The 26463-nt window shown below is 64.6% G+C and carries 16 protein-coding genes; 10 read left to right on the top strand and 6 right to left on the bottom strand.

Annotation, left to right across the window (positions count from 1 at the left end; all coding sequences use genetic code 11):
* The first annotated feature begins 16 nt into the window (after nucleotides 1–16).
* The 6 genes from hutU to ABMA46_RS11300 all read left to right on the top strand — a co-directional run bounded on the left by hutU (nucleotide 17) and on the right by ABMA46_RS11300 (nucleotide 14776).
* Nucleotides 17–1687: a urocanate hydratase gene (gene hutU, locus ABMA46_RS11325; protein ID WP_348999456.1), complete on the top strand. Its 1671-nt coding sequence runs from the start codon at nucleotides 17–19 to the stop codon at nucleotides 1685–1687.
* A gap of 4 nt (nucleotides 1688–1691) precedes the next feature.
* Nucleotides 1692–2279 (top strand): HutD/Ves family protein, encoded by a 588-nt coding sequence (locus tag ABMA46_RS11320; RefSeq protein WP_348999632.1) that lies wholly within the window; start codon nucleotides 1692–1694, stop codon nucleotides 2277–2279.
* 309 nt (nucleotides 2280–2588) lie between these two features.
* Nucleotides 2589–11141, top strand: coding sequence for a glycoside hydrolase family 94 protein (locus ABMA46_RS11315; protein WP_348999455.1), 8553 nt, complete (start codon nucleotides 2589–2591; stop codon nucleotides 11139–11141).
* Nucleotides 11142–11377: 236 nt separating this feature from the next.
* Complete coding sequence (locus tag ABMA46_RS11310; protein ID WP_348999454.1) at nucleotides 11378–13153, top strand: glucan ABC transporter ATP-binding protein/ permease; 1776 nt, start codon at nucleotides 11378–11380, stop codon at nucleotides 13151–13153.
* Between the two features lie 90 nt (nucleotides 13154–13243).
* Nucleotides 13244–14011 (top strand): heme ABC transporter permease, encoded by a 768-nt coding sequence (locus ABMA46_RS11305; RefSeq protein ID WP_348999453.1) that lies wholly within the window; start codon nucleotides 13244–13246, stop codon nucleotides 14009–14011.
* A 78-nt stretch (nucleotides 14012–14089) separates the two neighbouring features.
* Complete coding sequence (locus ABMA46_RS11300) at nucleotides 14090–14776, top strand: D-lyxose/D-mannose family sugar isomerase (protein ID WP_348999452.1); 687 nt, start codon at nucleotides 14090–14092, stop codon at nucleotides 14774–14776.
* Nucleotides 14777–14984: 208 nt separating this feature from the next.
* Here the strand turns inward: ABMA46_RS11300 and ABMA46_RS11295 are convergent, their stop codons facing one another.
* Complete coding sequence (locus ABMA46_RS11295) at nucleotides 14985–16013, bottom strand: LacI family DNA-binding transcriptional regulator (protein ID WP_425475731.1); 1029 nt, start codon at nucleotides 16011–16013, stop codon at nucleotides 14985–14987.
* 557 nt (nucleotides 16014–16570) lie between these two features.
* On the opposite strand from ABMA46_RS11295, the gene ABMA46_RS11290 reads away from it, so the two are divergent.
* From ABMA46_RS11290 to ABMA46_RS11280, 3 genes are all read left to right on the top strand, one after another.
* On the top strand, nucleotides 16571–17533 hold the full coding sequence (locus ABMA46_RS11290; protein ID WP_348999450.1) for a sugar-binding protein: 963 nt from the start codon (nucleotides 16571–16573) through the stop codon (nucleotides 17531–17533).
* A gap of 182 nt (nucleotides 17534–17715) precedes the next feature.
* Nucleotides 17716–19266, top strand: a complete 1551-nt coding sequence (locus tag ABMA46_RS11285) for a sugar ABC transporter ATP-binding protein (protein WP_348999449.1) — start codon at nucleotides 17716–17718, stop codon at nucleotides 19264–19266.
* 40 nt (nucleotides 19267–19306) lie between these two features.
* On the top strand, nucleotides 19307–20284 hold the full coding sequence (locus ABMA46_RS11280; protein WP_348999448.1) for an ABC transporter permease: 978 nt from the start codon (nucleotides 19307–19309) through the stop codon (nucleotides 20282–20284).
* 296 nt (nucleotides 20285–20580) lie between these two features.
* Here ABMA46_RS11280 and ABMA46_RS11275 read toward each other — a convergent pair whose 3' ends face one another.
* The gene (locus ABMA46_RS11275; protein ID WP_348999447.1) at nucleotides 20581–22656 is read right to left on the bottom strand and encodes an ASKHA domain-containing protein; all 2076 of its coding nucleotides are present in this window, start codon (nucleotides 22654–22656) and stop codon (nucleotides 20581–20583) included.
* 197 nt (nucleotides 22657–22853) lie between these two features.
* Between ABMA46_RS11275 and ABMA46_RS11270 the strand changes: the two genes are divergently transcribed.
* Complete coding sequence (locus tag ABMA46_RS11270; protein ID WP_348999446.1) at nucleotides 22854–23156, top strand: GIY-YIG nuclease family protein; 303 nt, start codon at nucleotides 22854–22856, stop codon at nucleotides 23154–23156.
* A gap of 153 nt (nucleotides 23157–23309) precedes the next feature.
* Here ABMA46_RS11270 and ABMA46_RS11265 read toward each other — a convergent pair whose 3' ends face one another.
* The 4 genes from ABMA46_RS11265 to ABMA46_RS11250 are packed head-to-tail and all read right to left on the bottom strand — an operon-like array spanning nucleotide 23310 to nucleotide 26381.
* Nucleotides 23310–24284 (bottom strand): methyltetrahydrofolate cobalamin methyltransferase, encoded by a 975-nt coding sequence (locus ABMA46_RS11265; protein ID WP_348999445.1) that lies wholly within the window; start codon nucleotides 24282–24284, stop codon nucleotides 23310–23312.
* A gap of 51 nt (nucleotides 24285–24335) precedes the next feature.
* Entirely contained in the window at nucleotides 24336–25436 is a 1101-nt protein-coding gene (locus tag ABMA46_RS11260) for a methylenetetrahydrofolate reductase (RefSeq protein WP_348999444.1), read from the bottom strand.
* Nucleotides 25433–26086, bottom strand: a complete 654-nt coding sequence (locus ABMA46_RS11255; protein WP_348999443.1) for a methylenetetrahydrofolate reductase C-terminal domain-containing protein — start codon at nucleotides 26084–26086, stop codon at nucleotides 25433–25435. Before ABMA46_RS11255 ends, ABMA46_RS11260 begins: the two co-directional genes overlap by 4 nt.
* The gene (locus ABMA46_RS11250) at nucleotides 26079–26381 is read right to left on the bottom strand and encodes a virulence factor (protein ID WP_348999442.1); all 303 of its coding nucleotides are present in this window, start codon (nucleotides 26379–26381) and stop codon (nucleotides 26079–26081) included. The genes ABMA46_RS11255 and ABMA46_RS11250 overlap by 8 nt, the downstream gene beginning before the upstream one ends.
* Between the last annotated feature and the right edge of the window lie 82 nt (nucleotides 26382–26463).

Here is a 26463-nt window from a genome sequence, read left to right as displayed (position 1 = left end):
TCCAGGGACCAACACTATGACCGACCCCCGCCACAACATCCGCGAAGTCCGAGCGCCGCGCGGCGACCAGCTGAACGCCAAGTTCTGGACGACCGAGGCGCCGCTCAGGATGCTGATGAACAATCTCGACCCGGACGTGGCCGAGAACCCCAACGAACTGGTCGTCTATGGCGGCATCGGCCGCGCTGCCCGCACCTGGAACGATTTCGATCGCATCGTCGCCTCGCTGAAATCGCTGAATGAGGACGAGACGCTGTTGGTGCAGTCCGGCAAGCCGGTCGGCGTCTTCCGCACCCACAAGGACGCGCCGCGCGTTCTGATCGCCAATTCCAACCTCGTGCCGCACTGGGCGACCTGGGAGAAATTCAACGAGCTCGATCGGAAGGGGCTCATGATGTACGGCCAGATGACGGCCGGCTCATGGATCTATATCGGCACGCAGGGCATCGTGCAGGGCACCTACGAGACGTTCGTCGAAGCCGGACGGCAGCACTATGACGGCAATCTCAAGGGCAAGTGGATCCTGACCGGCGGGCTCGGCGGCATGGGCGGCGCGCAGCCGCTCGCGGCGGTCATGGCCGGCGCCTCCTGCCTCGCCATCGAATGCAACCCGGACTCGATCGATTTCCGCTTGCGCACCAGATATCTGGATGAGAAAGCCGAGACGCTGGACGAGGCGATGGAGATGATCGATCGCTGGGCGAAGGCCGGCGAGGCGAAGTCGGTCGGGCTGCTCGGCAACGCGGCCGAACTGGTGCCGGAGATGTTCCGGCGCGGCATCCGCCCCGATATCCTGACCGACCAGACCTCCGCGCACGATCCGATCAATGGCTACCTGCCGAAAGGCTGGTCGATGGCCGAGTGGCGCGAGAAGCGCGTCAGCGACCCGCAGGCTGTGGAGAAAGCCGCTCGCGCGTCCATGCGCGAGCATGTCGAAGCGATGGTCGCGTTCTGGAACGCCGGCGTGCCGACGCTCGACTACGGCAACAACATCCGCCAGGTGGCGAAGGACGAGGGCTTCGAGAACGCCTTCGCCTTCCCCGGCTTCGTGCCGGCCTATATCCGCCCGCTGTTCTGTCGTGGCATCGGGCCGTTCCGCTGGGCGGCGCTCTCCGGCGACCCCGAGGACATCTACAGGACCGACGCCAAGGTGAAGGAACTCACGCCCGGCAACCATCATCTGCACAACTGGCTGGATATGGCGCGCGAGCGTATTTCCTTCCAAGGATTGCCGGCGCGCATCTGCTGGGTCGGGCTCGGCGACCGCCATCGACTCGGGCTCGCGTTCAACGAGATGGTGGCGAAGGGCGAGTTGAAAGCCCCCGTCGTCATTGGTCGTGATCATCTGGATTCAGGCTCGGTCGCCTCGCCGAACCGCGAAACGGAAGCGATGAAGGACGGTTCGGATGCCGTCTCCGACTGGCCGCTGCTCAATGCGCTCTTGAACACGGCCTCGGGCGCGACCTGGGTATCGTTGCATCACGGCGGCGGCGTCGGCATGGGCTTCTCGCAGCATTCCGGCATGGTCATCGTGTGCGACGGCAGCGCGGACGCGGCGCAGCGTATCGAGCGCGTATTGTGGAACGATCCGGCGACCGGCGTCATGCGCCACGCCGATGCAGGCTACGACATCGCCATAGAGTGCGCCAAGGAGCACCAGCTCAACCTGCCGGGCATACTTGGCTGACGTGATGCACATCCTGCGCGCCACGGACTATCGAGTGATGCCATGGAAGAACGGCGGCGGGACGACGACCGAAATCGCAGTCTCGCCCGAAGGCGCAGCGCTGGACGACTTCGACTGGCGCGTCTCGATGGCGCGGGTAGAGCAGGACGGACCGTTCTCGGCCTTTCCTGGCATCGACCGCACATTGTCGATTCTCGAGGGCGAGGGGGTGATCCTGAATGTCTCCGACCGCATTCCTTTCGGGCTGACGAAGGCCTCGGAACCCTTGCCGTTTCCCGCCGACGTGCCGACACGGGCGAACCTGATCGCCGGGCCGATCGTCGATCTCAACGTTATGTCCCGCCGCGCGCGCATGATGCATTCGGTCGAACGGATGACCATTGCGGGAACCGTCGAGTTGGCCATCGCGGCTGAAACGATGCTGGTCTTTTGTCACCGGGGCAGGGTGCGGGCCGATGGTCTGGAAACCGTCGTTCTCGACGCCCTGGATGCGCTCCGGATCGATCGCGGAGGCCCCGCCCTGCGGCTGTCCGCCGATGACCGGGCGACAGTCTTCGTCATCCTGATCAACGCAGTCGGCGGCAACGATTAAAGCCGGTCTCCAAGCTTTACCGACAACCCGTTGAAAAAAAGCGGGTCGCGCTCCATACCATCGCGCCAGATCGGAATCTGGCCTTTTCTCCTTTTAAGCCGCAACGGTTCGCGGTTGCCGGGAGGAGCGCGCCTGCTATTGTCTGTCGGAAGTGATTATGCCTACGCCAGCCGCCGTCATTGCAATGCAACCAAACACCGCTGGGGCGGTTTCCTCACCAGCCGTAACAGGCGGGCTCGCCTTCACCACAATGTCGGGTTCTGACCTCGGGCTCCTCGCCGTAGACCGTTTCCTCCGTACGGATTGCCAATGAACATTCAAACCAGTCCCGGCAACATTGAAAAAGCCAGATCCGCCGTGCCGGGAACCCAGGAACCCATTCGTTCCACCTATCTGTCCGAAGAACGGCTGCGAGCGCTCGGCGAAAGTCTCGCGAAGGGCGAGATACGCGACCTGCATGGGCTGCAGCCGTTCGATTTCCAGGCGCGCATCCGGGAGGACGCCAGGAAGATCCTGGAGGTTTACCGGTCCGTCAACGCGGCGCAGGGCAAGGGCGAGACCATCACACCGGCCGCGCAATGGATGCTCGACAACAACTACATGGTCGAGGAGACGATCTATCAGATCAAGCGCGACCTGCCGCGTCGCTTCTATCGCCAGCTTCCGACCCTGAAGCTGTCGGACGGTGCGACCATTCCGCGTGCGCTGGCGATTGCCTGGGCCTATGTCGCGCATTCCGACAGTTCCGTATCGGCAGGCATGTTCAAGGCCATTGTCGAAGGCTTCCAGTCGGTCGAGCCGATAAAGATCGGCGAGATCTGGGCTCTGCCGTCGCTGTTGCGTTTCGTGCTGATCGAGAATCTGCGCAGGCTCGCTGTCCGGGTGGCTCGTTCCCGCGACATGCGCACCGTCGCAAACGACGTTGCCGACAAGGTGCTGGCCGACCGCACGGACGACGACCGGGTGATCCTGGCGCCCTATGCGGCGCATGCCCAGGATACGACCTTCGCGACGCAGCTTCTCTACCGGCTGCGCGACGGGTCGCAAAACGCCGGCAGGGCGCTCGAATGGCTCGAGGGCGAACTGGAACGTTCCGGCACCGATGCCGAGGAGATCATCCTCGCCGAGCACCAGACGCTGTCCAGCGGCAACGTCACCACAGGCAACATCATTCGGGGCCTCAGGCTCATCAACGACGTCGACTGGACCGTCTGGTTCGAGGAAGTCAGCCGTATCGACGCACTTCTGCGCGAGCGCACCAATTTCGCTGCGCTGGATTTCGCCTCGCGCGACCAGTATCGCACCGAGATAGAGGAACTGGCGAAGCGTTCCGACAAGTCGGAATACGCCGTCGCCGAGAAGGCCACCGAGCTTGCCGGCTATGCGCTGCGGCCCGGCGCCCCGCAGGGCGAGGAGGGGACGGAGCCGGGAGAGCCGGTCGATGTCGGGTTCTTCCTCGTCGGTCCGCGGCGTCGCGAACTGGAAAAGGCGTTGGGCTTCCGGCCCGGGCTGCCCGAACGGATAAAGCGCGTGTTCCGCAGCACGGGCTGGTTGGGCATCGTCGTGCCCGTTTTCGCCCTGACGGTGCTTCTGATCTGGCTGGCCGGCAATGCGCTGGCCGCGCTTGGCCTTTCGACCTCGGCCATCGCCGTCATGCTGGTGCTCTTCGCGGTGCCCGCCAGCGAAGGCGCGCTCGCCTTCTTCAACACGGTCGTCCTGCTGTTCCTGAAGCCGAGCCGATTGGTCGGTTACGAATACAAGGATGGCGTTCCAGCCTCGGCCCGCACGCTGGTCGTCGTCCCTTCGCTGATCGGATCCCGCGACGACGTCGAGGAGAACATCCGCAACATCGAGGTCCACTATCTCGCCAACGCGTCCGAACAGCTTTACTTCGCGCTGCTCTCGGATTGGCCGGACAGCAAGGCCGAGATCGACACGATCGACACCGAGATCCTCGACTTCGCCCGCGAGCAGATCGCCAGGCTCAATACGCGCTATCCAAGCGAAGGCGCGCCCCGTTTCCATCTTCTGCACCGCCATCGTCTCTACAATCCCGCGCAGGAGCGCTGGATGGGCTGGGAGCGCAAGCGCGGCAAATTGCACGAGCTCAACCTCCTGCTGCGCGGCGACAGCGACACGACCTTCATGCCGCTGGACGCGCCTTTGCCGGAGAACATCGTCCACGTCATGACGCTGGACGCCGATACCCGCACCACGCGCGACGCGGTGGTCCGGCTCATCGGCAAGCTGATGCACCCGCTCAACAAGCCGCATTTCGATGCCGTTCGGCGAAAGGTGACGCGCGGCTACACCATCCTTCAGCCGCGCATAACGCCTTCCCTAACGACAGGCGACGAGGCGTCGTTCTTCCAGCGGGTCTTCTCGGCCAATCGGGGTCTCGACCCTTATGTCTTTGCGGTTTCTGATCTCTATCAGGACGTCTTCGAGGATGGCTCCTTCACCGGCAAGGGCCTCTATCACATCGATGCCTTCGAAGCGGCGCTGAAGGACCGTATCGAGGAAAACACGGTTCTCAGCCACGACCTGCTGGAAGGCGCGCTGGCGCGCTCGGCGCTCGTCACCGACGTCGAACTGGTCGAGGATTATCCCACACGCTACTCGGTCGACGCCTCCCGCCAGCATCGCTGGGCACGGGGTGACTGGCAGTTGCTCAACTTCATCTTCGATCCGCGCTCCGAGGTTCCGGCCCTGTCGCGCTGGAAGATGATCGACAATCTGCGCCGCTCGGTCACGCCGATCTTCTGGGTGATGGCCTCGATCGCGGGCTGGGCGTTCCTGCCCTTCACCCAGGCCGCGCAATGGCAGGCTCTGCTGATCCTGACGCTGTTCATGGCGCCGACCTTCGACGTGGTCAACGCGATCATCCCGAAGAACCTCGACGCGACCGCGCGCGGGCATTTTTCCGCCCTGGCGCGGGATGTCGCATTCGGTACGGCGATGGTGGCCCTGAAGATCGTGTTCATGGCGCACCTGGCCTGGATGATGGCCGATGCGATCGGGCGGACCCTCTATCGCCTGTTCGTCACCCGCAAGCATCTGCTTGAGTGGCGGACGGCCTCGCAGGCGCAGAAGGGCGACGGTAATACGCTGAGCTCCTACTACGCGGCGATGTACGGCGCGGTCGTCATCGGCATCGTCGGCCTGGCGATCCCTGTCCTGGCGGATTCGACGGGCGCGTTCGTCGCCTTCTTCTTCGCGCTGTTCTGGATCGGCTCGCCGGCCTTTGCCTGGCTGGTCAGCCGCTCGGCCGAAACCGAAGACAGGCTGCACCTTTCGCCGCAGGACACGCGGGCATTGCGTATCGCCGCGCGCCGCACGTGGCACTATTACGAGGCTTTCGTCACTGATGAGCACAACCACCTGCCGCCGGATAATTTCCAGGAAAGCCCGGCGCCGGTGGTGGCGCAGCGCACGTCGCCCACCAATGTCGGCGTGTACCTGCTTTCGGTTGTTTCGGCGCGCGATTTCGGCTGGATCAGCCTGTCCGAAGCGCTCAAGCGCATAGAGACCACGCTTTCGACGATCGAGGCAATGCCGCGCAGCCGTGGCCATCTTTTCAACTGGTACGACACCAAGACGCTCAAGCCGCTTTATCCGCTCTACATTTCCGCGGTCGACAGCGGCAATCTGGCGGGCCATCTCGTGGCCGTCGCCGGTGCGTGCGCCGAGTGGGCGGAAGCGCCTTCCGTTCACCTGCAGGGCGACTTCGAAGGCATTCTGGACACCGTCGCCATTCTCGACGAGAGCCTGAGCGAACTGCCGGACGACAGGCGCCAGCTTCGCCCGCTCAGGCAGCGTCTGCTGGATCGGCTGGACGGCATGCGCCGCGCGGTCCGCACCATCAAGGCACAGCCGGAAATGGCGTCGATCCGAACGATCAACCTGGCCGTCCTTGCGGGCGAGATCCGCAAGCTCGCCACCGCCATCCATACGGAGGTCGAGTCCGCGGAAAGCGAGATCGTGGCGGACTGGGCGGCGCTCATCGAGGCGACGTGCGAAGCCCACGTTCAGGATGCCCATGCCGACGAGAAGGCCGTCGAAGCGATCCGCTCGAAGCTTCTCGCCCTGCGCGAGCGGGCACGCCGCTTCGCCTTCGAGATGGATTTCTCCTTCCTGATGCGGCAGGAGCGCAAGCTGCTCTCGATCGGCTACCGGGTCGAGGAACATCAACTCGACGAGGCCTGTTACGACCTGCTGGCCTCGGAGGCGCGGCTGACCAGCCTGTTCGCCATCGCCAAGGGCGATCTCCCCACCGAGCACTGGTTCAAGCTCGGCCGGCCGATCGTCGAGATCGGCTTCAAGGGTGCGCTGATGTCGTGGTCGGGCTCGATGTTCGAGTACTTGATGCCGCCCCTGGTGATGAAGGAGCCGCACGGATCCATTCTCAACCAGACGAGCAACCTCGTCATCAAGCGCCAGATGCAATATGGGCGCGAAAAGCATATTCCCTGGGGCATATCGGAAGCCGCTTACAACGCCCGCGACAGGGAACTGACCTATCAATACACCAATTTCGGCGTGCCGGGCCTCGGCCTGAAACGCGGCCTTGGCCAGAACACGGTGGTGGCGCCCTATGCGACGATCCTGGCGGCGCAGTTCATGCCGCGCGAGGCCGTCGCCAACCTCAAGCGCCTGCGCGAGATCGGCGCGCTCGGCCGCTACGGCTACTACGACGCGGTCGATTTCACGCCGCAGCGTGTGCCGGAGGGCACCGATCACGCCGTGGTGCTGAACTATTTCGCGCATCACTCCGGCATGTCGATCGCCGCCGTCGCCGACGCCGTCTTCGAGGGCCGCCTGCGCGACCGCTTCCACAGCGATCCGGTCATCGAATCGGCCGAGCTTCTGCTGCAGGAGAAGGCGCCGCGTGAGATTCCGGCCGACACGGTGCGGACGGAAGCGGAGGAACGGACCTCGAAGGACGAGACGGAGGTCCAGAGCCCGGACACGCGCATCATCCTCGATCCGCTGTGGGCGTTGCGCTCGACCTGCGTGATGTCCAACGGCCGCTATTCGGTGATGGTGAGCGCCACCGGCACCGGCTACAGCCGCTGGGGCGAGCTCGCGGTGACACGCTGGCAGCCGGATCCGACCGAGGACAGGCTCGGCTCCTTCATCTTCCTCAGGGATACCGAGACCGGCAATTGGTGGTCGGCCACGGCCGAACCGCGCCAGGCGCCGGACGAAGTGGCGCAAACGCATTTTTCGGACGACAAGGCGAGCTTCATCAAGTCCGTCGGCACGCTGCGATCCGAGGTGGAGTGCATCGTCGTGTCCGAGGGCAACGGCGAGGGGCGGCGCATTACGCTCTACAACGACGGAACCAGCGACCGTCACATCGAGGTGACCTCGTTTACCGAGCTGGTGCTCGGGTCCGAGGTCGCCGACAATGCCCATCCGGCTTTCTCCAAGATGTTCGTGGAGACGGAGATCGCCGCCAACAACGGCGCGATCTTCGCGACCCGGCGCAAGCGCGAGGCGAGCGAGCCGGACGTGGCCGCACTTCACTTCGTCACCGATCCTTCGGAGCTGGAGCGCGATACGGAGGCAGAGACGGACCGGCGCGCCTTCATCGGGCGCGGGCGCGATATCGCCGACGCGGCCGCCTTCGACGCGGGTGCGAAGCTGGGCGGCCACGCCGGCTTTACGCTCGATCCGATCGCGGCGCTGCGCCGGCGCGTGCGCGTGCCCGCCAACAAGAAGGTCTCGCTGGTCTTCTGGACGATCGTCGGGCCGAGCCGCGGCGAGCTGGAAGAGACCATGTCCCGGCTTGACCATGCAGAAAGCTTCGCACGACAGGCGATGCTCGCCTGGACGCGCTCGCAGGTGCAGACCCGCCATATGGGCCTCAGCCTGGCCGACGCCGCCAATGTCCAGAAGCTGGCGCGTTATCTGATCTATCCCGATCCATTCCTGCGCCTGCCGTCGGAGTCGATCGTCTCCGGCCTCGGCAAGCAGTCGAGCCTGTGGCCGACCTCGATCTCGGGCGATTTCCCCATCTTCGTGGTGCGCATCGGCGACATCGAGGACATCGAGATCGTCGCCCAGGCCCTGCGCTTCCAGGAATATATGCGCACCCGCGGCATGATGGTCGATCTGGTGGTCGTCAACGAGCAGGCATCGTCCTATGTCCAGGACCTTCAACAGGCCATTGAATCGCTTTGCGAAAACAGCCGCCTGCGCGGCAAGGAACTGGGTCCGCGCCAGCATATCTTCGCGGTGCGTCGCGATCTGATGGACGAGCCGACCTACCGCACGCTGCTGGCGGTGGCCCGCGTCGTGCTGCATACCCGAAACGGTACGATCTTCGACCAGATCGAGCGGGCCGAAACGGCGGCCCTGCAGGCACGCGATTCGGCATCGCCCGGCGGCGTCATGGCCTTGCGTCAGCTACCGGCACGCTCGGCGCCCCCGAAGCCGCTCTCGCAAGGCATTGCCGCGGACGGCAGCGGCCTGAGCCACTGGAACGGCTTCGGCGGGTTCGAAGGAGACGGCCGGCATTATGTCGTGCGGCTGCCCGACCAGCGCGTCACGCCGCAGCCGTGGATCAACGTCATCGCCAACGAGGCGTTCGGCTTCCACGTGTCCGCCGAGGGCGCCGCGTTTACCTGGAGCCGCAACAGCCGCGATTTCCAGATAACGCCCTGGTCGAACGATCCGGTGACCAACCGGCCCGGCGAGGGCATCTACATCCACGATCTCGACAGCGGCGAGGCGTTCTCGCCGACGGCGACGGTGGTTCGAGATCCCGCCATGACTTACGAGACATGGCATGGGCAGGGCTTTTCGACGTTCCGGACGAGGCGCGGTCCGCTGTCCATGGACCTGACGCATGTCGTCGATCCGGTGGATTCGGTCAGGGTGTCACGGCTTCGCATCCAGAACACGGGTTCCGCGCCTGTGCGCCTGCGGGTTTATGCCTATGCGGAGTGGGTGCTTGGCGCGCATCGCGCCCAGACGGCGGCCACGATCGTGCCTTCCCGCGATGCCGGGACGGGCGCGTTGCTGGCCCACAATCCCTATCATCTCGACTTCGGCGACCGGGTGGCCTTCCTCGCCGGCGACCGCGAGCCGCAGTCCTTCACCGCCGACCGCCAGGAATTCCTGGGCAGGCACGGCGTCAGCACGGCGCCGCGCGCGGTCCTGACCGGCGCGACGCTTTCGGGCCGGCTCGACGCGGGAGAAGACCCGTGCGCGGCGCTTGCGCGCGATGTCGAGATCCCGGCGAACGGCGACGTGACTCTGCTGTGGCTGCTCGGCGACGCCGGCTCGCCGGAGGAAGCAAGCGAGTTGGTCAAGCGCCATCGTGACAAGGATTTCGACCAGCGCCTCGCCGACAACGAGCGCGACTGGCGCGCCTTCCTCGATACCGTCCAGGTCGAGACCCCGGACAAGGCGATGGACGCGCTGGTCAATCACTGGCTGCCGTATCAGGCGCTGGCCTGCCGCGTGCGCGCGCGTTCGGCGTTCTACCAGGCAAGCGGGGCCTACGGCTTCCGCGACCAGTTACAGGACACGCTGGCGCTGCTGTCGCACGATCCGAAGCTGGCGCGCGAGCAGATCCTCAATGCCGCGGGCCGCCAGTTCCCGGAGGGCGACGTGCAGCACTGGTGGCTGCCGCGGACGGGGGCGGGCGTCAGGACGATGATCTCGGACGACGTCGTCTGGCTGGCCTACGCCGTCAACCTCTACGTGAGCGCGACGGGCGACACGAAAATCCTCAAGGAACAGCTTCCGTTCGTCGAGGGCCAGGCGCTTCAAGAGGGCGAGCACGACGCGTTCTTCACGCCTGAAACGTCGAAGAAGACCGTCTCGCTCTACGAGCATTGCGCCCGCGCGCTCGACCTTGCGGTCAAGCGCAGCAGTGACGCCGGCTTGCCGCTGATCCTCGGCGGCGACTGGAACGACGGCATGAATCGCGTCGGCGAGGAAGGCAAGGGCGAGAGTGTCTGGCTGGGCTGGTTCCTACTCAAGACGCTCGGCGATTTTGCCGCCATCGCCAAGGGGCAGGGCGACGACAAGCATGCGAAGGCCTGGGAAAAGCATGCCGATGTCCTCAAACGCGCACTGGAGAACACCGCCTGGGACGGCGAGTGGTATCGCCGCGGCAGTTTCGACGACGGCACGCCGCTCGGCTCGCGAACGTCCGAGGAATGCAAGATCGACTCGATCGCCCAATCCTGGAGCGTGCTTTCGGGTGAGGGGGATCCGGCGCGTTCGCAGACCGCGATGGCAAGCGCAACCAGGATGCTGGTCGATGAGGACCTGAAGATCGTCAAGCTCTTCACGCCACCCTTTTCGAAGACCGACAAGAACCCCGGCTACATCAAGAGCTATCCTCCGGGCGTGCGCGAGAATGGCGGGCAGTACACCCATGCCGCCACATGGTTCGTCATAGCGCTGGCGCAGATGGGGCGGGCGGACGAAGCCTATCGCTGCTTCTCGATGCTCAATCCCGCCAATCACGCGACGAACGAGGCCGAAGCGGAGCATTACCGGGTCGAACCCTATGTCGTTGCCGCCGATATCTATTCCGGCGACAAGGGCGGGCGAGGCGGCTGGACCTGGTATACGGGCTCGGCCGGCTGGCTTTATCGCGCCGCCGTGGAAGGGATCCTCGGCATCGAGCGCTCGGGCACCCGGCTTGCCTTCAATCCGCGCCTGCCGAGCCATTGGGACGGCTATTCGGCCAGGATCACCTTCCTGGGGCACGAGCACAAGGTCAGGGTCGTAAGGGCCAAGGCCAGGTCCGTTTCGCTGGAAGTGAATGGCGCCAAGGTCAAGGGAAATGCCTTCGAGCCGAAAGGAGCAAGCGAGATCGTGGTGAAGATTCCCGTCTAGGGAAGGTGCCTGAAATTGCGGCGGCGGGGCTCCGCTGCCGCAATTTTGCCGTCTGGCTGTATTTCACCTTTTATCTCAACCCGTTACCTCTTCACGGCAGATTTCCGCGCGTTGCCATGTTTTGTTCGATGATTCGGAACCGAAGCCGGCGGTGGCCATTGTTTTGCACCATTGCTAGCGATACGAGTCCCCTCGAATGATGTGGCATTATACGGAAAGTCACGCGGAGTAGCCGAGTGTCCCTTCTGCGAATATACGGTCGTGCGCTCTCCTATCTCGGAGCCGACAGGAAGCGTGTCACGTTCATCTGCGCCGCCAACGTCGCGCTGGCGCTGATCGCCATTCTCGAGCCGATCATGTTCGGCCGCGTCATCGATGCCATCTCCGATCATGTCGATGCGGTGCCGGCGCTGGCCATGTGGGCCGGCCTTGGCGCATTCAACATCGTCGCCTTCGTGCTGGTCGCACGGGGAGCGGACCGCTTCGCGCATATCCTGCGTGGCGATGTGCTTTCCGAGTCCTTCGAGCGCATCATCACCATGCCTCTTTCGTGGCATCATGAGCGTGGGACGTCGAATTCGCTCCACACGCTGCTGCGCGCCGTCGAGACCCTGTTCAGCCTGTGGCTGGAATTCATGCGCCTGCACCTGTCCACGGTGGTGGCGCTGGTGCTGCTGATCCCGACCGCGCTGTCGCTGGACCTGCGCATGTCGGCCGTGCTGGTGGTGCTCGGCGTTCTCTATTTCGCCATCGGCCGGCTGGTGATGCGCAAGACCAAGGTGGGGCAGGCCAATGTCGAACGGCACTACCACAAGGTGTTCGCCCATGTGACCGATTCGGTCACCAACATCTCCGTCCTGCAGAGCTACAACCGCATCGGCCATGAGACCGAGGCGCTCAAGCGCTATGTCAACGACCTGCTCAAGGCCCAGAACCCGGTTCTCGACTGGTGGGCGATCGCCAGCGCGCTGAACCGCCTGTCTTCGACCATCTCGATGATGATCGTGCTGATGATCGGCGCCTATCTGGTCACCCGCGGCGAACTCAAGATCGGCGAGGTCATTGCCTTCACCGGCTTCGCGACGCTGCTCGTCGCCCGCCTCGACCAGGTGTCCGCCTTCGTGAACCAGATTTCCGAGGCGCGGGCCAAGCTGGAAGAATTCTACAAGATGGAGGATTCCGCCGTCGACGAGGCCGAGCCGGAGGGGCTGCGCGATCTGGAGCAGGTCAAGGGCCACGTCCGTTTCGAGAACGTCAGCTTCGAGTTTCCGAACTCCGGCCAGGGCGTCGAGGACGTGTCGTTCGAGGTTCCCGCCGGCCATACCGTCGCCATCGTCGGCCCGACCGGCGCTGGCAAGACCACGCTGATCAACCTTCTGCAGCGCGTGTTCAATCCCAAGGCCGGGCGCATCCTGATTGACGGCACCGACACGCGTACGGTGACGCGCAAGTCGCTGCGCCATTCGATCGCCACCGTCTTCCAGGACGCCGGCCTGCTCAACCGTTCGATCGAGGACAACATCCGCATCGGCCGTTCGGACGCGAGTTACGAGGAGGTGCACGCCGCCGCCGAAGCAGCCGTCGCGCAGGATTTCATCCTGTCCAAGAGCGAAGGCTACGACACGCTCGTCGGCGAGCGTGGCGGCCAGCTCTCCGGCGGCGAGCGCCAGCGCATCGCCATCGCCCGCGCCGTCCTCAAGGACGCGCCGATCCTGGTGCTGGACGAGGCGACCAGCGCGCTCGATGTCGAGACCGAGGGCCGGGTGAAGGAGGCGATCGACGACCTGCGTCGCGGCCGCACGACCTTCGTCATCGCCCACCGGCTGACGACGGTGCGCGACGCCGATCTCGTGGTTTTCATGGACAAGGGCCGTGTCGTCGAGATGGGCGGCTTCGAGGAGCTTTCGATGCGCAATGGCCGTTTTGCCGGCCTGCTGCGTGCCGGCGGCCTGCTGAGCGACGACGATGTGCGGCGGCCAAACCTCGTCTCCATCAAGGACGTTGCGGCCTGAGCCGAAGCTGCTGCCGGGTCCCGGCCTCCTGATGGCGGCTGAGGCCAAAGCCCGATTGCCGTCATCCGTCGCGGGCGCTATGTAGGCTGTATGAGTGACAGCCAAGCGCCAGCCGGCGCCCGCCCCGCAAGCTGGATGGATCTGGCCAACCCGACGCGTTTCGTCGCGCTCGCCGACCGCATCGTGCCATGGCTGGCGGGCGCTTCGGCACTGGTTCTCGCCGCCGGACTCTATATGAGCTTTGCCGCGCCGCCGGATTTCCAGCAGGGCATCACGGTGCGCATCATGTATATCCATGTGCCGTTCGCCTGGCTGGCCATGCTCTGCTACACGCTGATGGCTGTCTCCGCGCTCGGCACGCTTGTCTGGCGCCATCCGCTGGCCGATGTCGCCTTGAAATCCGCAGCACCCATCGGCGCCGTCTTCACGGCGCTGGCGCTGGTCACCGGATCGATCTGGGGCAAGCCCATGTGGGGAACCTGGTGGGTATGGGATGCGCGGCTGACATCGGTCTTCGTGCTGTTCCTGATGTATCTCGGCATCATCGCGCTGACCCGCGCTTTCGACGACGTCCATCGCGCGGCGTGGGCGGCGGCGATCATCACGCTCGTCGGCTTCGTCAATATTCCGATCATCAAGTTCTCTGTCGACTGGTGGAACACGCTGCACCAGCCGGCATCGGTGTTCCGGCTCGACGGCCCGACGATAGATCCGAGCCTGTTGTGGCCGCTGCTCGTCATGGCGATCGGCTTCACGCTCCTGTTCTTCACCCTGCATATCATGGCCATGCGCACCGAGATCGGACGCCGCCGCGTCATCGCCATGCGCCGGCTGGCGGCGAGGCAGGCCGGCGCATAAAATCGATTTGAACGACGGATCGACAGCGCCCGCGCGTTCGGCTATGCGGGTCGCGCGAGACCCTGGGAGAATAGGCGCATGAAACGGTCAGCCATCAACGAGATCATTCGCGAAGCCGACGCCTTCATCCGCTCCTTCGGCTATATCATGCCGCCTTTCGCCTACTGGTCGCCGGAAGACATGAAGGCGCGCCGGCAAAGCTCGGCCGGCATCTTCGACGCGCGGCTCGGCTGGGACATCACCGACTATGGGCAGGGCAAGTTCAGGGACCTCGGCCTGTTCCTGTTCACCGTGCGCAACGGCCGCTTCGAGGACATGAAGAAGGGCGCCGGCATGCTTTATGCCGAAAAGATCATGATCTCGCGCAAGGACCAGCTTTCGCCGATGCACCGGCATGTCATCAAGGCAGAGGACATCATCAATCGCGGCGGCGGCAAGCTGGTGCTGGAACTGTTCATGCCGAACGAAGGGGGCGGCATCGATCCGAAGGCGGAAGTGTCGGTGCCGGTTGATGGCACCATTCGTAAGCTGCCGGCCGGCGGCCTGCTGAAGCTCGATCCGGGCGAGAGCGTCACGCTGCTGCCGGGCGTCTGGCACGCCTTCTGGGCAGAGGGCAAGGATGTGCTGATCGGCGAAGTCTCGACCGTCAACGACGACCTGACCGACAATATCTTCCGCGAGCCGATCGGCCGTTTCTCCGACATCGAGGAGGACGTCGCGCCGCTGCATCTGCTGGTCTCGGATTACGAGCGCTGGGTAGGGTAGGGGCCGCGGTTCCCTGTCGCCGGTCTTTTGGGAGCGGCGATTTGCCGTCATCCCGGGGCCGCACAGCGGAACCCGGGATCCACAACGCCGGCCCTGTTCGTCAGGGATTATGTCCGCAGCCTTCTCACTCTGGATTCCGGGTTCCGCTGCGCGGCCCCGGAATGACGGCCTTACTCGAGTGCCTTTCGTCTCCGACGGTCCACGCGGTTTAGCGGTCGCCCTTCACGGCGGCCACAGAGCCGCGCTCCACCAGCGGGCATTCCAGCTTGGTGATGGGATGGCGCCCGCCGGCCTGATGCGCGGGCGTCTCCAACTGCTCGATCGCCCACTGTCCCATCGCCTGATGCGGCAGGATCAGCGTGGTCAGCGGCGGAAACAGATGGCGCGCGATCTCCTCGTCGTCATAGCCGACCACCGATATGTCTTCGGGAATATGAAGCCCGGCTTCCTTCAGCGCCTCATAGCAGCCGATCGCCGTGCGGTCGTTCTGGCAGAAGATCGCGGTTGGCTGCTGCTCCAGTTGCAGGAGCCTGACGGTCGCCGCATAGCCCGCGCTGGCCGACCAGTCGCCTTCGATCACCAGATCGGCGTCGAAGGGAATGTCGGCGGTGGCCAGCGCCCGGCGATAACCTTCCAGGCGGTCCTGCGCGGCCTGCATCCACGGCTCGCCGGTGATGGTCGCGATGCGGCGATGGCCGTGGTCGATCAGATGTTGGGTGGCGCTCTGGCCCCCGGCGATCTCGCTCGGCACGACCGCCGGGAAGGCGTAATCGGCGGTATAGCAGTTCAACAGGACGACCGGCATGTCGAGCGCGTGGAGGAACTCCGGCGCGACGATCTCGCGCGTGAAGATCGTCATGTAGATCAGCCCGGAAATATGCTGCGCCTTCAGCGCTTCCATCGCCCGTGGTTCCATGACCGGGTCGTTCATCGTCTGTGCGACGAGAACCACGTTGCCGGCATTCCAGGAGGCTTGCCGTGCGCCTTCGATGGCCACGACCGCCTCGGGGCTGGTCGCCAGCTGGTCGACCATGAAGCCGATGACGCCGTCCAGCATCGTGACAGGCGAGCGTCGCGGCATGACGCGGGTCGGTGCAGGCAGGCGATAACCCAGGGCTCGCGCGGCTTCCGCGACGCGCTGGCGCGTTTGCGCGGACAGTTTTATGCCGGGCGTGTTGTTGAGGACGAAGGAGACGGTCGCCTGGGAGCATCCGGCGGCCTTGGCGATATCGGTCATGGTCACGCGCCGGCTCGCGCTCTTGCCGGAGCGGCTGCGACGCGACCGAGTCTGCAGGGCATCCGATTGCGGCCGGTCATTCATGCCAAGCTTCCTCCCATTGCCGGCCTTCTTTCAACTTATAGAGTAGAGGTTTTAAGCCATTCAATTAATGGAGTCGAATTTTATTAGCTTGCAATCCTAGCGGTCCGGATCGATTTCCGGCGACTTCTCGGGTAATGATAGCTCCTTGAGACATCCGGACGCTGAGAAGATCGAGGCTTCAATTAATTCTATTTACTAATATCAATAAGCTGCTAGTGTCAACGCGTCGTCGCCGATGGCTGGCCCGCACGGGCAAGGTCAACGGTGGAGGCCGCCCGGTACGCCGCCGGTTCGGATCGCTTTTAATTGTCTGACAAATGACTTTACCGTCATTCGTCGATTCATTAAGGTCCCGACCGCGGTGGCGCCGATCTCTCTTCAGGAGAGGCCCTGGAGGAGGGCGGAGGCTTCCAGCCCGCGAGGTGAGACCGGATCAGCGACGTTCGCTGAATGAAACAGGGAGGATATCGAGCATGAAATCCATTCTTCGCAGCACCGCAGTCGCCGCCGGCGCCCTGCTTTTGGGCCTGTCGGCCGTTTCGCTTGCCGCCGCACAGGACAAGCCAACCCTGGCGTTCGTCGTCAACGGCGCATCCGATTTCTGGAAGGCGGCCGAAGCCGGCGTCAAGAAGGCGCAGGCCGAACTGCCCGACTACAACATGGAATTGAAATATCCCGAGCAGGCCTCAGTGGCGATCCAGCAGCGGCTCATGGACGACCTTGTCACGGCCGGCGTGAAGGCGATCATGGTCTCCGCCGTCGATCCGAAGACCTCGACGGACGGCCTGAACAAGATCGCGTCCGAGACCGCGCTGTTCACCACCGATTCCGACGCGCCGCAGACCAACCGCGTCGCCTATATCGGCTCGTCGAACGTCGACGCCGGCAAACAGGCGGCCGAGATCGCCAAGAAGGCGATGCCGGACGGCGGCAAGTGCATGGGCTTCGTCGGCCTGCTCGGCGCCGATAACGCCAAGGAACGCATCCAGGGCATGAAGGACGGCCTCGAAGGCTCCAAGATCGAACTGGTCGACGTTCGCGGCGACGATATCGACCAGACGCGCGCCAAGGCCAATGTCGAGGACGCGCTGGTGGCCAATCCCGACATCACCTGCATGGTCGGCTTCTATTCCTACAACACGCCGCGCATCTACGAGGCGCTGCGCGATTCCGGCAAGCTCGGCCAGATCACGGTCGTCGGCTTCGACGACGATCCGATCACGCTGGGCGGCGTCAAGGAAGGCAACATCGCCGGTACGGTCGTACAGCAGCCGTTCGAGTGGGCCTACCAGGGCATGAAGCTGATGGCGGCCTATGTTGGTGGCGACAAATCTGGCATCCCGGAGAACAAGCTCATCATCGTGCCGACCAAGATCATCGGCAAGGATGACGTCGACGCCTATGCGGCGAACCTGAAGGCGATGGCAGGCAACTGAGCAAGAGCCGGGTCGCGATCGAGCGACCCGACGCCGGTCCGGGGTTGTCGACTCCCGCCCTGGGCCGGCTTGCCGCATCCTGCGCAGGCTTCTGCTTGCGCAATGGATGACCCTGACGGAAACTGACTGCCGGTTTTGCTGAACCCGGGCGGCTGATGCTGAATGTGACTGAAAATCCGGTTGTGCAGAAAGCCTTCCTTTCGCTGGAAGGCATCCGCAAGACCTATCCCGGCGTCGTTGCGCTGGAACGCTTTTCCCTGGACATCGCGCCGGGCGAGGTCGTCGGGCTCGTCGGCGAGAACGGCGCCGGCAAGTCGACGCTGATGAAGGTCCTCGGCGGGATCGTCGCGCCCGACCAGGGCACGATAACGGTGGACGGGACGGCGCATGAGCGGTTGACCGTCGAGACAAGCATGCGGGCGGGCATCGCCTTCGTGCACCAGGAACTCAACCTGTTCGACAATCTCGATGTCGCCGCCAATGTCTTTCTCGGCCGGGAGCCGCTTCGCGCGGGGCCTTTGAGACTGGTGGACCGATCGGCGCTCAGGGAAGCTTGCACGCCCTTCCTAGAACAGGTCGGCGCCAATTTTTCCGCCGACACGCCGGTCGCGTCGCTGTCGCTGGCGCAGCAGCAGATGGTCGAGATCGCCAAGGCGCTGTCGATGCAGGCGCGGCTGGTCATCCTCGACGAGCCGACCTCCAGCCTTCCCGCCGCGGAGACAGACAGGTTGCTGGAGGTGATCGCGACGCTGAAGGCGCAGGGCATTTCCGTCATCTTCATCTCGCACAGGCTGCACGAGATCGAGCGGGCCGCCGACCGGGTGATCGTCATGCGCGACGGCGCGCTGGTGGGAACCTTGTCGAAGGCCGAAATCAGCCATGACGAAATGGTGCGCCTGATGATCGGGCGGGCGCTGAAGGCCAGGGAGGCCCTGGAGCCGGCACGCGAGCCGGGAGCGGTGGCGCTTTCGGCGCGCGGCGTCCGCACGCCCGCCTATCCGCATCGGGCGGTCGATCTCGATCTCAGGCGGGGGGAGATTCTCGGCCTGGCGGGCTTGGTGGGCTCGGGCCGGACCGAACTGGCCCGCGTGCTCTTCGGCATCGATCGAAGCCTCGGCGGCTCGATGTCGCTCGACGGCGAGGAACTGGTGCTGAAGTCGGCGATGGACGCCGTTCGCAGCGGCATTTTCCTGGTGCCCGAGGACCGCAAGCTGACAGGCGTGCTTCTGGACATGCCGATCGCGCAGAACATTTCCCTGCCCAATCTTCGCGCCCATGCGCGCCGCTGGCTCGTCTCGGCTCGCAGCGAAACCGAGACCGCCGAGGCGCAGCGCAGGAACCTTGCCATCAAGGCACCGACGGTCGGCACGCGCACCGGCACGCTTTCGGGCGGCAACCAGCAGAAGGTCGTCCTGGCCAAGTGGCTGGCGATGAAGCCCAGGGTGATGATCCTGGACGAACCGACGCGTGGTATCGACATCGGCGCCAAGGCCGAGATTTACACGCTGATGCGCGGGCTGGCCGACGCGGGCGTGGCGGTGCTGATGATCTCCAGCGACATGGAGGAGGTCATCGGCGCGTCCGACCGGATCGCCGTCATGCACGAAGGCCGGATTGCAGGCTATCTCGATCGGGAGCAGTTCAGCCAGGAAAACGTCCTTCTGCTGGCCGTCGGCAAGCAGCCCAGACATGCCGGAGCGAAGGCGAGCCAGATGCCGGATGAGGTGAGATGATGCGGGCACCGAAACGGGACACTTGGGGGAGGCCTAGGCGATGAACAAGAAGGATCTCGGTCTGCTGCTTCTGATCGTGGCGGTCGGCATCGTCGTGGCGGCGATCAATCCGCGCTTCCTGTTGCCGATCAACCTGGCGAATACGTCGAACCTGATCGGGCTGTTCGGCATTCTGTCGATCGGCCAGGCCTTCGTCATCATCACCGGCGGCATCGAATTGTCGGTCGGTTCTCTGGTGGCGCTGCTCGGTGTCCTGTTCGTCGACCTCATCGCCACGCGCGGCGTGCCGTGGCCGGTCGCGCTGCCGCTCATCATCGTGCTGGGCGGCGTCATCGGTCTCGCACACGGCTGGCTGATCGCGCGGTTGAAATTGCAGCCCTTCGTGGTGACGCTGTGCGGCCTTCTGATCTATCGCGGCGTGGCGCGCTTCTACACCAAGGACGGCACCGCCGGTTTCGCCTTCGGCCAGAATTTCCCCTCGCTGGAATTCCTGACGGCCGGCCGTTTCCACGGCGTTCCCAACTCCTTCATCGCGCTGATCGTCATCGCGGCGGTCATGTGGGTGGTGCTGCACCGCTCGGTTTTCGGCCGCTATCTCTACGCCATCGGCAAGAACGAGGAGGCGGCGAAGTATTCCGGCATCCACACCAACCGTGTCGTCATTTCGGCCTATGTCATCTGCGGCGTGCTGACCGCGCTTTCGGCCATCTATTTCGCCATGTATACGCGCTCCATCTCGCCCGCGAGCCACGGCCAGTTCTATGAGCTCTATGCCATCGCGGCGGCGGTGCTGGGCGGCTTTTCCCTGCGCGGCGGCGAGGGTTCGCTGATCGGCGTGGTGCTCGGCACCGTGCTGCTTCAGGAGTTGCAGAACCTGGTCAACCTGCTTGGCATTCCGTCGTCGCTCAATTTCGCGGTGATGGGCGGCGTGATCCTGATCGGCGTGATGATCGACCAGCAATGGGGCGCCTACCGGGCGCAGCGATTGGTGCTGGAGGCGGCTAAGCAGCAGGGGTAGGCCCGGTGTAAGGTCTCGCATCCGCCCGGTTCGACGGGGGGAGAGGAAGCGCCGCGCGAGCCACTTGGCTTCCGACGGTCGCGCACCCCACACTTGTTCCCTCCCTACAAGGGAAGGGAGACGCCGACGCCATCGTTCCACCTAAAATCGCCGACGTTGCTGCTTCGTTGCGCTGCTGCAGAGTCCCCTTTCCCCTTGTGGGGTGGGTGCGGTGCCCCATGCGATTATCCTGCCCGCAAGGAGGAGAGGCGGTCCGGGTGAGGATTGTCTTGCTTCAGCTCGACGTTAGGACCGTGTCAGGTTCTTCCCCGTCTCGCGGCCCGTTCCTCGCGCGAACGGCGGCGCGGTCCGGCTTCGCCATCCGCGCTCGCCTCCAGGACCTTGCGCGGCGGCAGCTTCACCTGTTCGGCCAGTTTCGGGAAGGCATCCACCTTGTTGGGCAACGCCATGGCGTTGATGAAGAGCTGCTGGAAGTCGGGCTCCAGCGCCGTCTCGATCTTCTCGATCCTCGACACTTCCTGTTCGATCTCGCGGCGGTGGTCGCGGTTGAGCAGTGCCATCAGCGCGCCGGTGCCTGCGGCATTACCGACCGCCTTGACCTCCGAAAGCTCGCAATCGGGAATGAGGCCGAGCACCATGGCATATTTCGGATCGATGAAGGACCCGAAGGCGCCGGCGAAGCGGATGGTGTCGACCGTGGTCACGCCCTGCTTGTCCATCAGCAGCTTGGTGCCCGCATAGAGGGCCGCCTTGGCGAGCTGGATGGCGCGGATGTCGTTCTGGATCACGGTGATGCGGGGGCCGCCGTCCTGGCTTTCGCGCAGCAGGTAGGAAAAGGTGCGCCCGTTCTGGAAGATGCGCGGCGAGCGTTCGGCCAGCGCGCCGTCGATCACCCCGTCTTCCGAGATGATGCCGGTCAGGTACATCTCCGCCACGACCTCGATGATGGCCGAACCGCAGATGCCGGTGACGCCGGTGGCCTTGGCGGCTTCCTCGAAGCCGTCCTCGTCGGACCATTTGTCGACGCCGATGATGCGGTATTTCGGCTCCAGCGTCTCCGGATCGATCCGCACGCGCTCGATGGCGCCGGGCGCGGCGCGCTGACCCGAGGAGATCTCCGCGCCCTCGAAGGCGGGGCCGGTCGGCGAGGAGGCGGCGACGACATGCTTGTCGTTGCCCAGCACGATCTCGGCATTGGTGCCGACATCGACCAAGAGCATCATCTTGTCCTGCCGGTAGGGGCCTTCCGACAGGGTGGCGCCGGCGGCGTCGGCGCCGACGTGGCCAGCGATGCAGGGCAGCAGATAGAAGCGCGCGCCGCGGTTGACGTCGATGCCGATATCATGCGTCCAGCCCTGAACGGCGCCCGAGACGGCGAGCGCGAAGGGCGCCTGTCCAAGCTCGGTGGGATCGATGCCGAGGAACAGATGATGCATGATCGGATTGCAGACAAAGACGCTGTCGAAGATGTCGTTGCGGTCGACGCCGCCCTCGGCGCAAACCTTGCCGATCAGTCCGTTCACGGCCTCGCGCACGGCGCCGGTCATCGCCTCGCGCCCGTCCGGGTTCATCATCACGTAGGAGACGCGGCTCATCACGTCCTCGCCGAAGCGGATCTGCGGGTTCGGCGCGCCGGCCGACGCCACGATGCGGCCCGACAGCAGCGACACCAGATGCATGGCGATGGTGGTCGAGCCGATGTCGCAGGCGATGCCGTAGGCTTCGTTCTTGAGGCCGGGATAGAGCGCAAGCACCGTGGGCCGCGAGAATTCCATGTCCTTGTGGATGGCGGCGGTGACGGCCCAGTTCTCCTTGCGCAGGATCTTCTGGACGTCCGGAATGATGTGCTGGGCGACGCGCAGGTCCTTCCAGCCCCAGTCTTTGGCGAGCACGGCCTTTAGCCGGTCGAGGTCGCCCAGCGGCTTGTGCATGTCGGGCTCGTCTACCTCGACATAGCACATCTGGATGGCGGGGTTGCGCTCGATGACGCGGTCGGTCGCGGCCTTGCGGATGGTCTGGGCGTTGATGACCGTGTCCTGCGGCACGTCGACGACGAGATCGCCCTGGATGGTTGCCGAACACGACAGCCGGCGCCCGTCGGCCAAGCCGCGCACGCGCTCGTAGCGCTCTTCCTTCGGCCCCTTGGGCGAGATGTGGTCGAGCGAGGAGACGATCTTGTGCTTGGCGAAATTGCCTTCCTGAACCTCGATCTGGCAGCGGCCGCACGTCGCGCGCCCGCCGCATACCGACTCGACGTAGACGCCGAGCTGGCGCGCGGCGTCGAGGATCGGCGTGCCGACCGGAAAGCGCCCGCGCTTGCCGGAGGGCATGAAGAGCACGAGGGGATCGGTCTGGTTTACGGGAGCGTTCATGACAGTGGTGTGTCCTTCGAGGCTCGCTTCGCTCGCACCTCAGAATGAGGGGGGTGGGTGCTGCTGTTCGGATGCCAAGTTCTGAGAAGCCTGGAAGCTGTGATATGCTGGCGACAATGCTTTGAAATTCGGGACGAACGACACCGACGTTCCTCATCCTGAGGTGCGAGCGAAGCGAGCCTCGAAGGACGCACCGAATGCAATTTGAGATGACGGTTTACATGCTTCGTTGCGTCGACGGCAGCTATTATGTCGGTTCGACCAAACAGGAAATCGAGGCGAGAGTCTGGGAGCACAACAATCTCCCCAGCGATAGCTACACGGCACGCCGTCGCCCCGTCGTCCTTGTCTTCACCGAAAGCTACGACCGGATTACCGATGCCATTGCGCGTGAGCGGCAGATCAAGGGTTGGTCGCGGCGCAAGAAAGAAGCGCTCATCACGCTTGCCTATGAAAGCCTGCCGGCGCTTTCGCGGCGGGGGCATCTCGTGGGCAAGTAGGGGGTGCGTCCTTCGAGGCTCGCTCCGCTCGCACCTCAGGATGAGGAAGGTCGGCGCTATGCCGCCCTCATCCTGAGGTGCGAGCCTCCGCTCACGCCGGAGGGTTTGGCGTAGTGTTGAGCGGGCGAGCCTCGAAGGACGCACAATAGTCCTCTACCCCCTCGCCATCCTCGCCTCGCGGCCGCCGCGACGACGGCCGCCCGCAGCCGCGCCGCCTTCGGCGTTCGGCGACACCACCGCTACCGGCGGCGGGGCGGCGTGCTCGCCCGGCTTGAAGTCCTTGTAGGTCTTGATCCAGGTCATGCAGTCCTTGTCGGTGCCGGCGAGCACGTTGGCGCCGCGCACGGCCTCCATCTCCTGCGGCCGGCAGGGATTCATGATGGCCGAGGTCATGCCGGCGCCGATCACCATCGGTATGAAGGCGGCGTTGATGCCGTGGCGGTGCGGCAGGCCGAAGGAGATATTGGACAGGCCGCAGGTCGTGTTGACCTTCAGTTCCTCGCGCAGGCGTCGCAGCAGCGCGAAGACCTGCCGGCCGGCGTCGCCCAACGCCCCGATCGGCATGACCAGCGGATCGACCACCACGTCGTGCGCGGGGATGCCGAAGTCGGCGCAGCGCTCGACGATCTTCTTGGCCACGGCGAAGCGCACGTCCGGGTCCATCGAGATGCCGGTCTCGTCGTTGGAGATGGCAACCACGGGAACATCGTACTTCTTCACCAGCGGCAGGATCGCTTCAAGCTTCTCCTCCTCGCCGGTCACGGAGTTCACCAGCGGGCGGCCCTTGGCGACCTTCAACGCCGCCTCGATGGCGCCGGAAACCGAGGAGTCGATGGAAAGCGGCAGGTCGACGAGACCCTGGACGATCTCCAGCGTCTGGACCAGCAGGGCTGGTTCGGTCGCGTTGGGATCGACGGCGGTGACGCCGGCATTGACGTCGAGCATGGTGGCGCCGGCCGCGGCCTGCTCCAGCGCATCCTTCTTTACCGTCTCGAAGTTGCCCTCGACCATCTCGGCGGCAAGCTTCTTGCGGCCGGTCGGGTTGATGCGCTCGCCGATCACGCAGAAGGGCTGGTCGAAGCCGATGACGATTTCGCGGGTCGCCGAGGCGACGATTGTCCGGGTCATGAAGGTCTCCTAGTGATATAAAGATTTCTTTATATCGTTATCTGATTGGTTTCAATGGGCGGTCTTGACCATGTCCACCTGGGTTTCGGTGATGTTGTCGTGCAGGATGCGGCCGAGGCGCTCGGCCACCAGCGCGTCGTCCGGGCGCATCTCGCGCTTCCAAGGCCGGCGGCCTTTCAGCACGCCCGATTCATCGACGATCTCGGCGACGTATTCCTCCTGCCGGTAGGCCATGACGTGCACGCCGGAAACGCCGGGAATTTCCTTCACCTCGTTGATGATGTCGATGCAGAGCCTTTTGCCCTCGGCCTTCTGGTCCTCGGCGCCCTCCAGCCGCTTGATGACGGCATCGGGGATATGGATGCCGGGAACGTTTGAGCGGATCCATTTCGCTGTCTTGGCCGAAGCCAGCGGGCCGACGCCGACAAGCAGAAACACCTTTTCGAGATGACCGAGATCGCGCGCCCTGTCCATGAAGGCTTTGAACATCGGTACGTCGAAGCAATATTGAGTCTGCACGAACTGCGCGCCCGCCGCGATCTTCTTGCCGAGGTGGACGGGGCGGAAATCATGCGGCGGCGCGAAGGGGTTGACGGCGGCGCCGAGAAAGAGCTGCGGCGGCGTCGTCAGCTTGCGGCCCGACAGGAATTTACCGTTGTCGCGCATGATGCGGACGGTTTCGAGCAGCGACATGGAATCGAGGTCGAACACCGGCTTGGCGCCGGGCTGGTCGCCCGCCTGCACGCCGTCGCCTGTCAGGCACAATATGTTGGCCACGCCCATCGCGGCGCCGCCCAGCACGTCGCCCTGGATGGCGATGCGGTTCTTGTCGCGGCAGGCGATCTGCATGATGGGCGCGTAGCCCATGCGCGTCAGCAGCGCGCAGATGCCGACCGACGACATGTGGCAGTTGGCGCCGGAGGCATCGACGGCGTTGATGCCGTCCACCCAGCCATCGAAAATCCTGGCGCGGTTGTAGACGTCTTCCGGGTCGGCGCTGTCGGGCGGGTTCAGTTCGGTCGTTACCGCGAACTCACCGCGCCGCAGCACCCGCTCCAGCCGGCCGCGCGAGGTGTGGCCGGGTAGGGATTCCAGCGGAAGCTCTATGCCTGCCGGATTTTCGTCTATCTGCGGGGGGCGGGGCGTGTTCATGCCGATGCCCCGGCTTTTGGCGCTTCGCGCGCGGCTGCAGCCTGCGCGGTTACCCGCAGCCAGGCGGAGGTTTCGCGCAGCGACTGGTCGACGGGTTTCTGCACATTCAGGATGGCGTCGCCCTTGGCCATGTTGCGCGAGCCTTCCCATGCCTTGACCCATACGCAGGGCATGTCGGGTTCGACCTCGCAGTTTCCGTTTGCCCGCACGCCGCCGCACGGACCGTTGCGCAACTGCTTGGGGCAGTTCATCGGGCACGACATGCCGGTCGAGGACAGCACGCACTGGCCGCACATGCGGCAGTCGAACATGAAGCCCTTGACCCGCTTCTCGACGAACTTGACCGGCGCTTCGACGCGACCGTAGCCGATGCCTTTCCACAGCGGGTGAAGCATCAGGAAAGCGTCGGCGAAGCGCGCATAGAACCATTCGAGCAGGCGTGAATGCCGGATCGACCACAACCGTACCGAATAGGAGCGCTGCACGCGCCGCTGCGGCGACACGTCGGCCGGCTTGTAGTCCGATTTCGGCGCCGTCTTCTTGACGACGCTTGCCTGCGTCGTGCCGGCGGTGGCCGATGGCGGCAAAACCTCTTTCGCCGAACTGGCTGGCCCGGCGGCGGTGGTGGATTTCGGCTGGGTATCAGACATCTTCCTTGCCGCCTGCCTTGGCGAGAGCGACCAGCCGGTCCCGGTCGTACGCCGCTTCGAGTTCGCTCACCGCCTTGTCGGCTTCGGCTTCCAGGTCGTCGCCGACGGGTACCGGGTCGGCGCGTCGCCATTCGGCGAGGTAATCGTCGGTGGCGGCTGCCCCGGACCGCATTGCCGCCATGTCGATCGCTTCGGTGAAGCGCAACGACAGTTCGCGCTTGGCATTCAGCCGGCCCCGCTTGACGGTGACCTGGGCCGGGATGTCGCGCCAGTAGACGATGATCAGGTCGGCCATGTTTGGTGAACTCCTCTTGGTTTCGAGCATTGCCGCAAGCTTGGGAGGCCCGCTTCTCATGGGACGACGCATGGGCCTTCAA

Source organism: Mesorhizobium hunchu (assembly GCF_040081975.1).
Taxonomy (GTDB): domain Bacteria; phylum Pseudomonadota; class Alphaproteobacteria; order Rhizobiales; family Rhizobiaceae; genus Mesorhizobium; species Mesorhizobium hunchu.
Note: the sequence above shows the minus strand (reverse complement) of the source record. Positions and strands in the feature narration are given on the sequence as shown.

What these genes read in the sequence shown, in the direction of transcription:
- ABMA46_RS11255 (WP_348999443.1), bottom strand. Translation starts at nt 26,086, where the DNA reads ATGTCTGATACCCAGCCGAAATCCACCACCGCCGCCGGGCCAGCCAGT.
- ABMA46_RS11315 (WP_348999455.1), top strand. Translation starts at nt 2,589, where the DNA reads ATGAACATTCAAACCAGTCCCGGCAACATTGAAAAAGCCAGATCCGCC.
- ABMA46_RS11265 (WP_348999445.1), bottom strand. Translation starts at nt 24,284, where the DNA reads ATGACCCGGACAATCGTCGCCTCGGCGACCCGCGAAATCGTCATCGGC.
- ABMA46_RS11290 (WP_348999450.1), top strand. Translation starts at nt 16,571, where the DNA reads ATGAAATCCATTCTTCGCAGCACCGCAGTCGCCGCCGGCGCCCTGCTT.
- hutU (WP_348999456.1), top strand. Translation starts at nt 17, where the DNA reads ATGACCGACCCCCGCCACAACATCCGCGAAGTCCGAGCGCCGCGCGGC.
- ABMA46_RS11250 (WP_348999442.1), bottom strand. Translation starts at nt 26,381, where the DNA reads ATGGCCGACCTGATCATCGTCTACTGGCGCGACATCCCGGCCCAGGTC.
- ABMA46_RS11305 (WP_348999453.1), top strand. Translation starts at nt 13,244, where the DNA reads ATGAGTGACAGCCAAGCGCCAGCCGGCGCCCGCCCCGCAAGCTGGATG.
- ABMA46_RS11280 (WP_348999448.1), top strand. Translation starts at nt 19,307, where the DNA reads ATGAACAAGAAGGATCTCGGTCTGCTGCTTCTGATCGTGGCGGTCGGC.
- ABMA46_RS11300 (WP_348999452.1), top strand. Translation starts at nt 14,090, where the DNA reads ATGAAACGGTCAGCCATCAACGAGATCATTCGCGAAGCCGACGCCTTC.
- ABMA46_RS11270 (WP_348999446.1), top strand. Translation starts at nt 22,854, where the DNA reads ATGCAATTTGAGATGACGGTTTACATGCTTCGTTGCGTCGACGGCAGC.
- ABMA46_RS11260 (WP_348999444.1), bottom strand. Translation starts at nt 25,436, where the DNA reads ATGAACACGCCCCGCCCCCCGCAGATAGACGAAAATCCGGCAGGCATA.
- ABMA46_RS11320 (WP_348999632.1), top strand. Translation starts at nt 1,692, where the DNA reads ATGCACATCCTGCGCGCCACGGACTATCGAGTGATGCCATGGAAGAAC.
- ABMA46_RS11295 (WP_425475731.1), bottom strand. Translation starts at nt 16,013, where the DNA reads ATGACCGATATCGCCAAGGCCGCCGGATGCTCCCAGGCGACCGTCTCC.
- ABMA46_RS11275 (WP_348999447.1), bottom strand. Translation starts at nt 22,656, where the DNA reads ATGAACGCTCCCGTAAACCAGACCGATCCCCTCGTGCTCTTCATGCCC.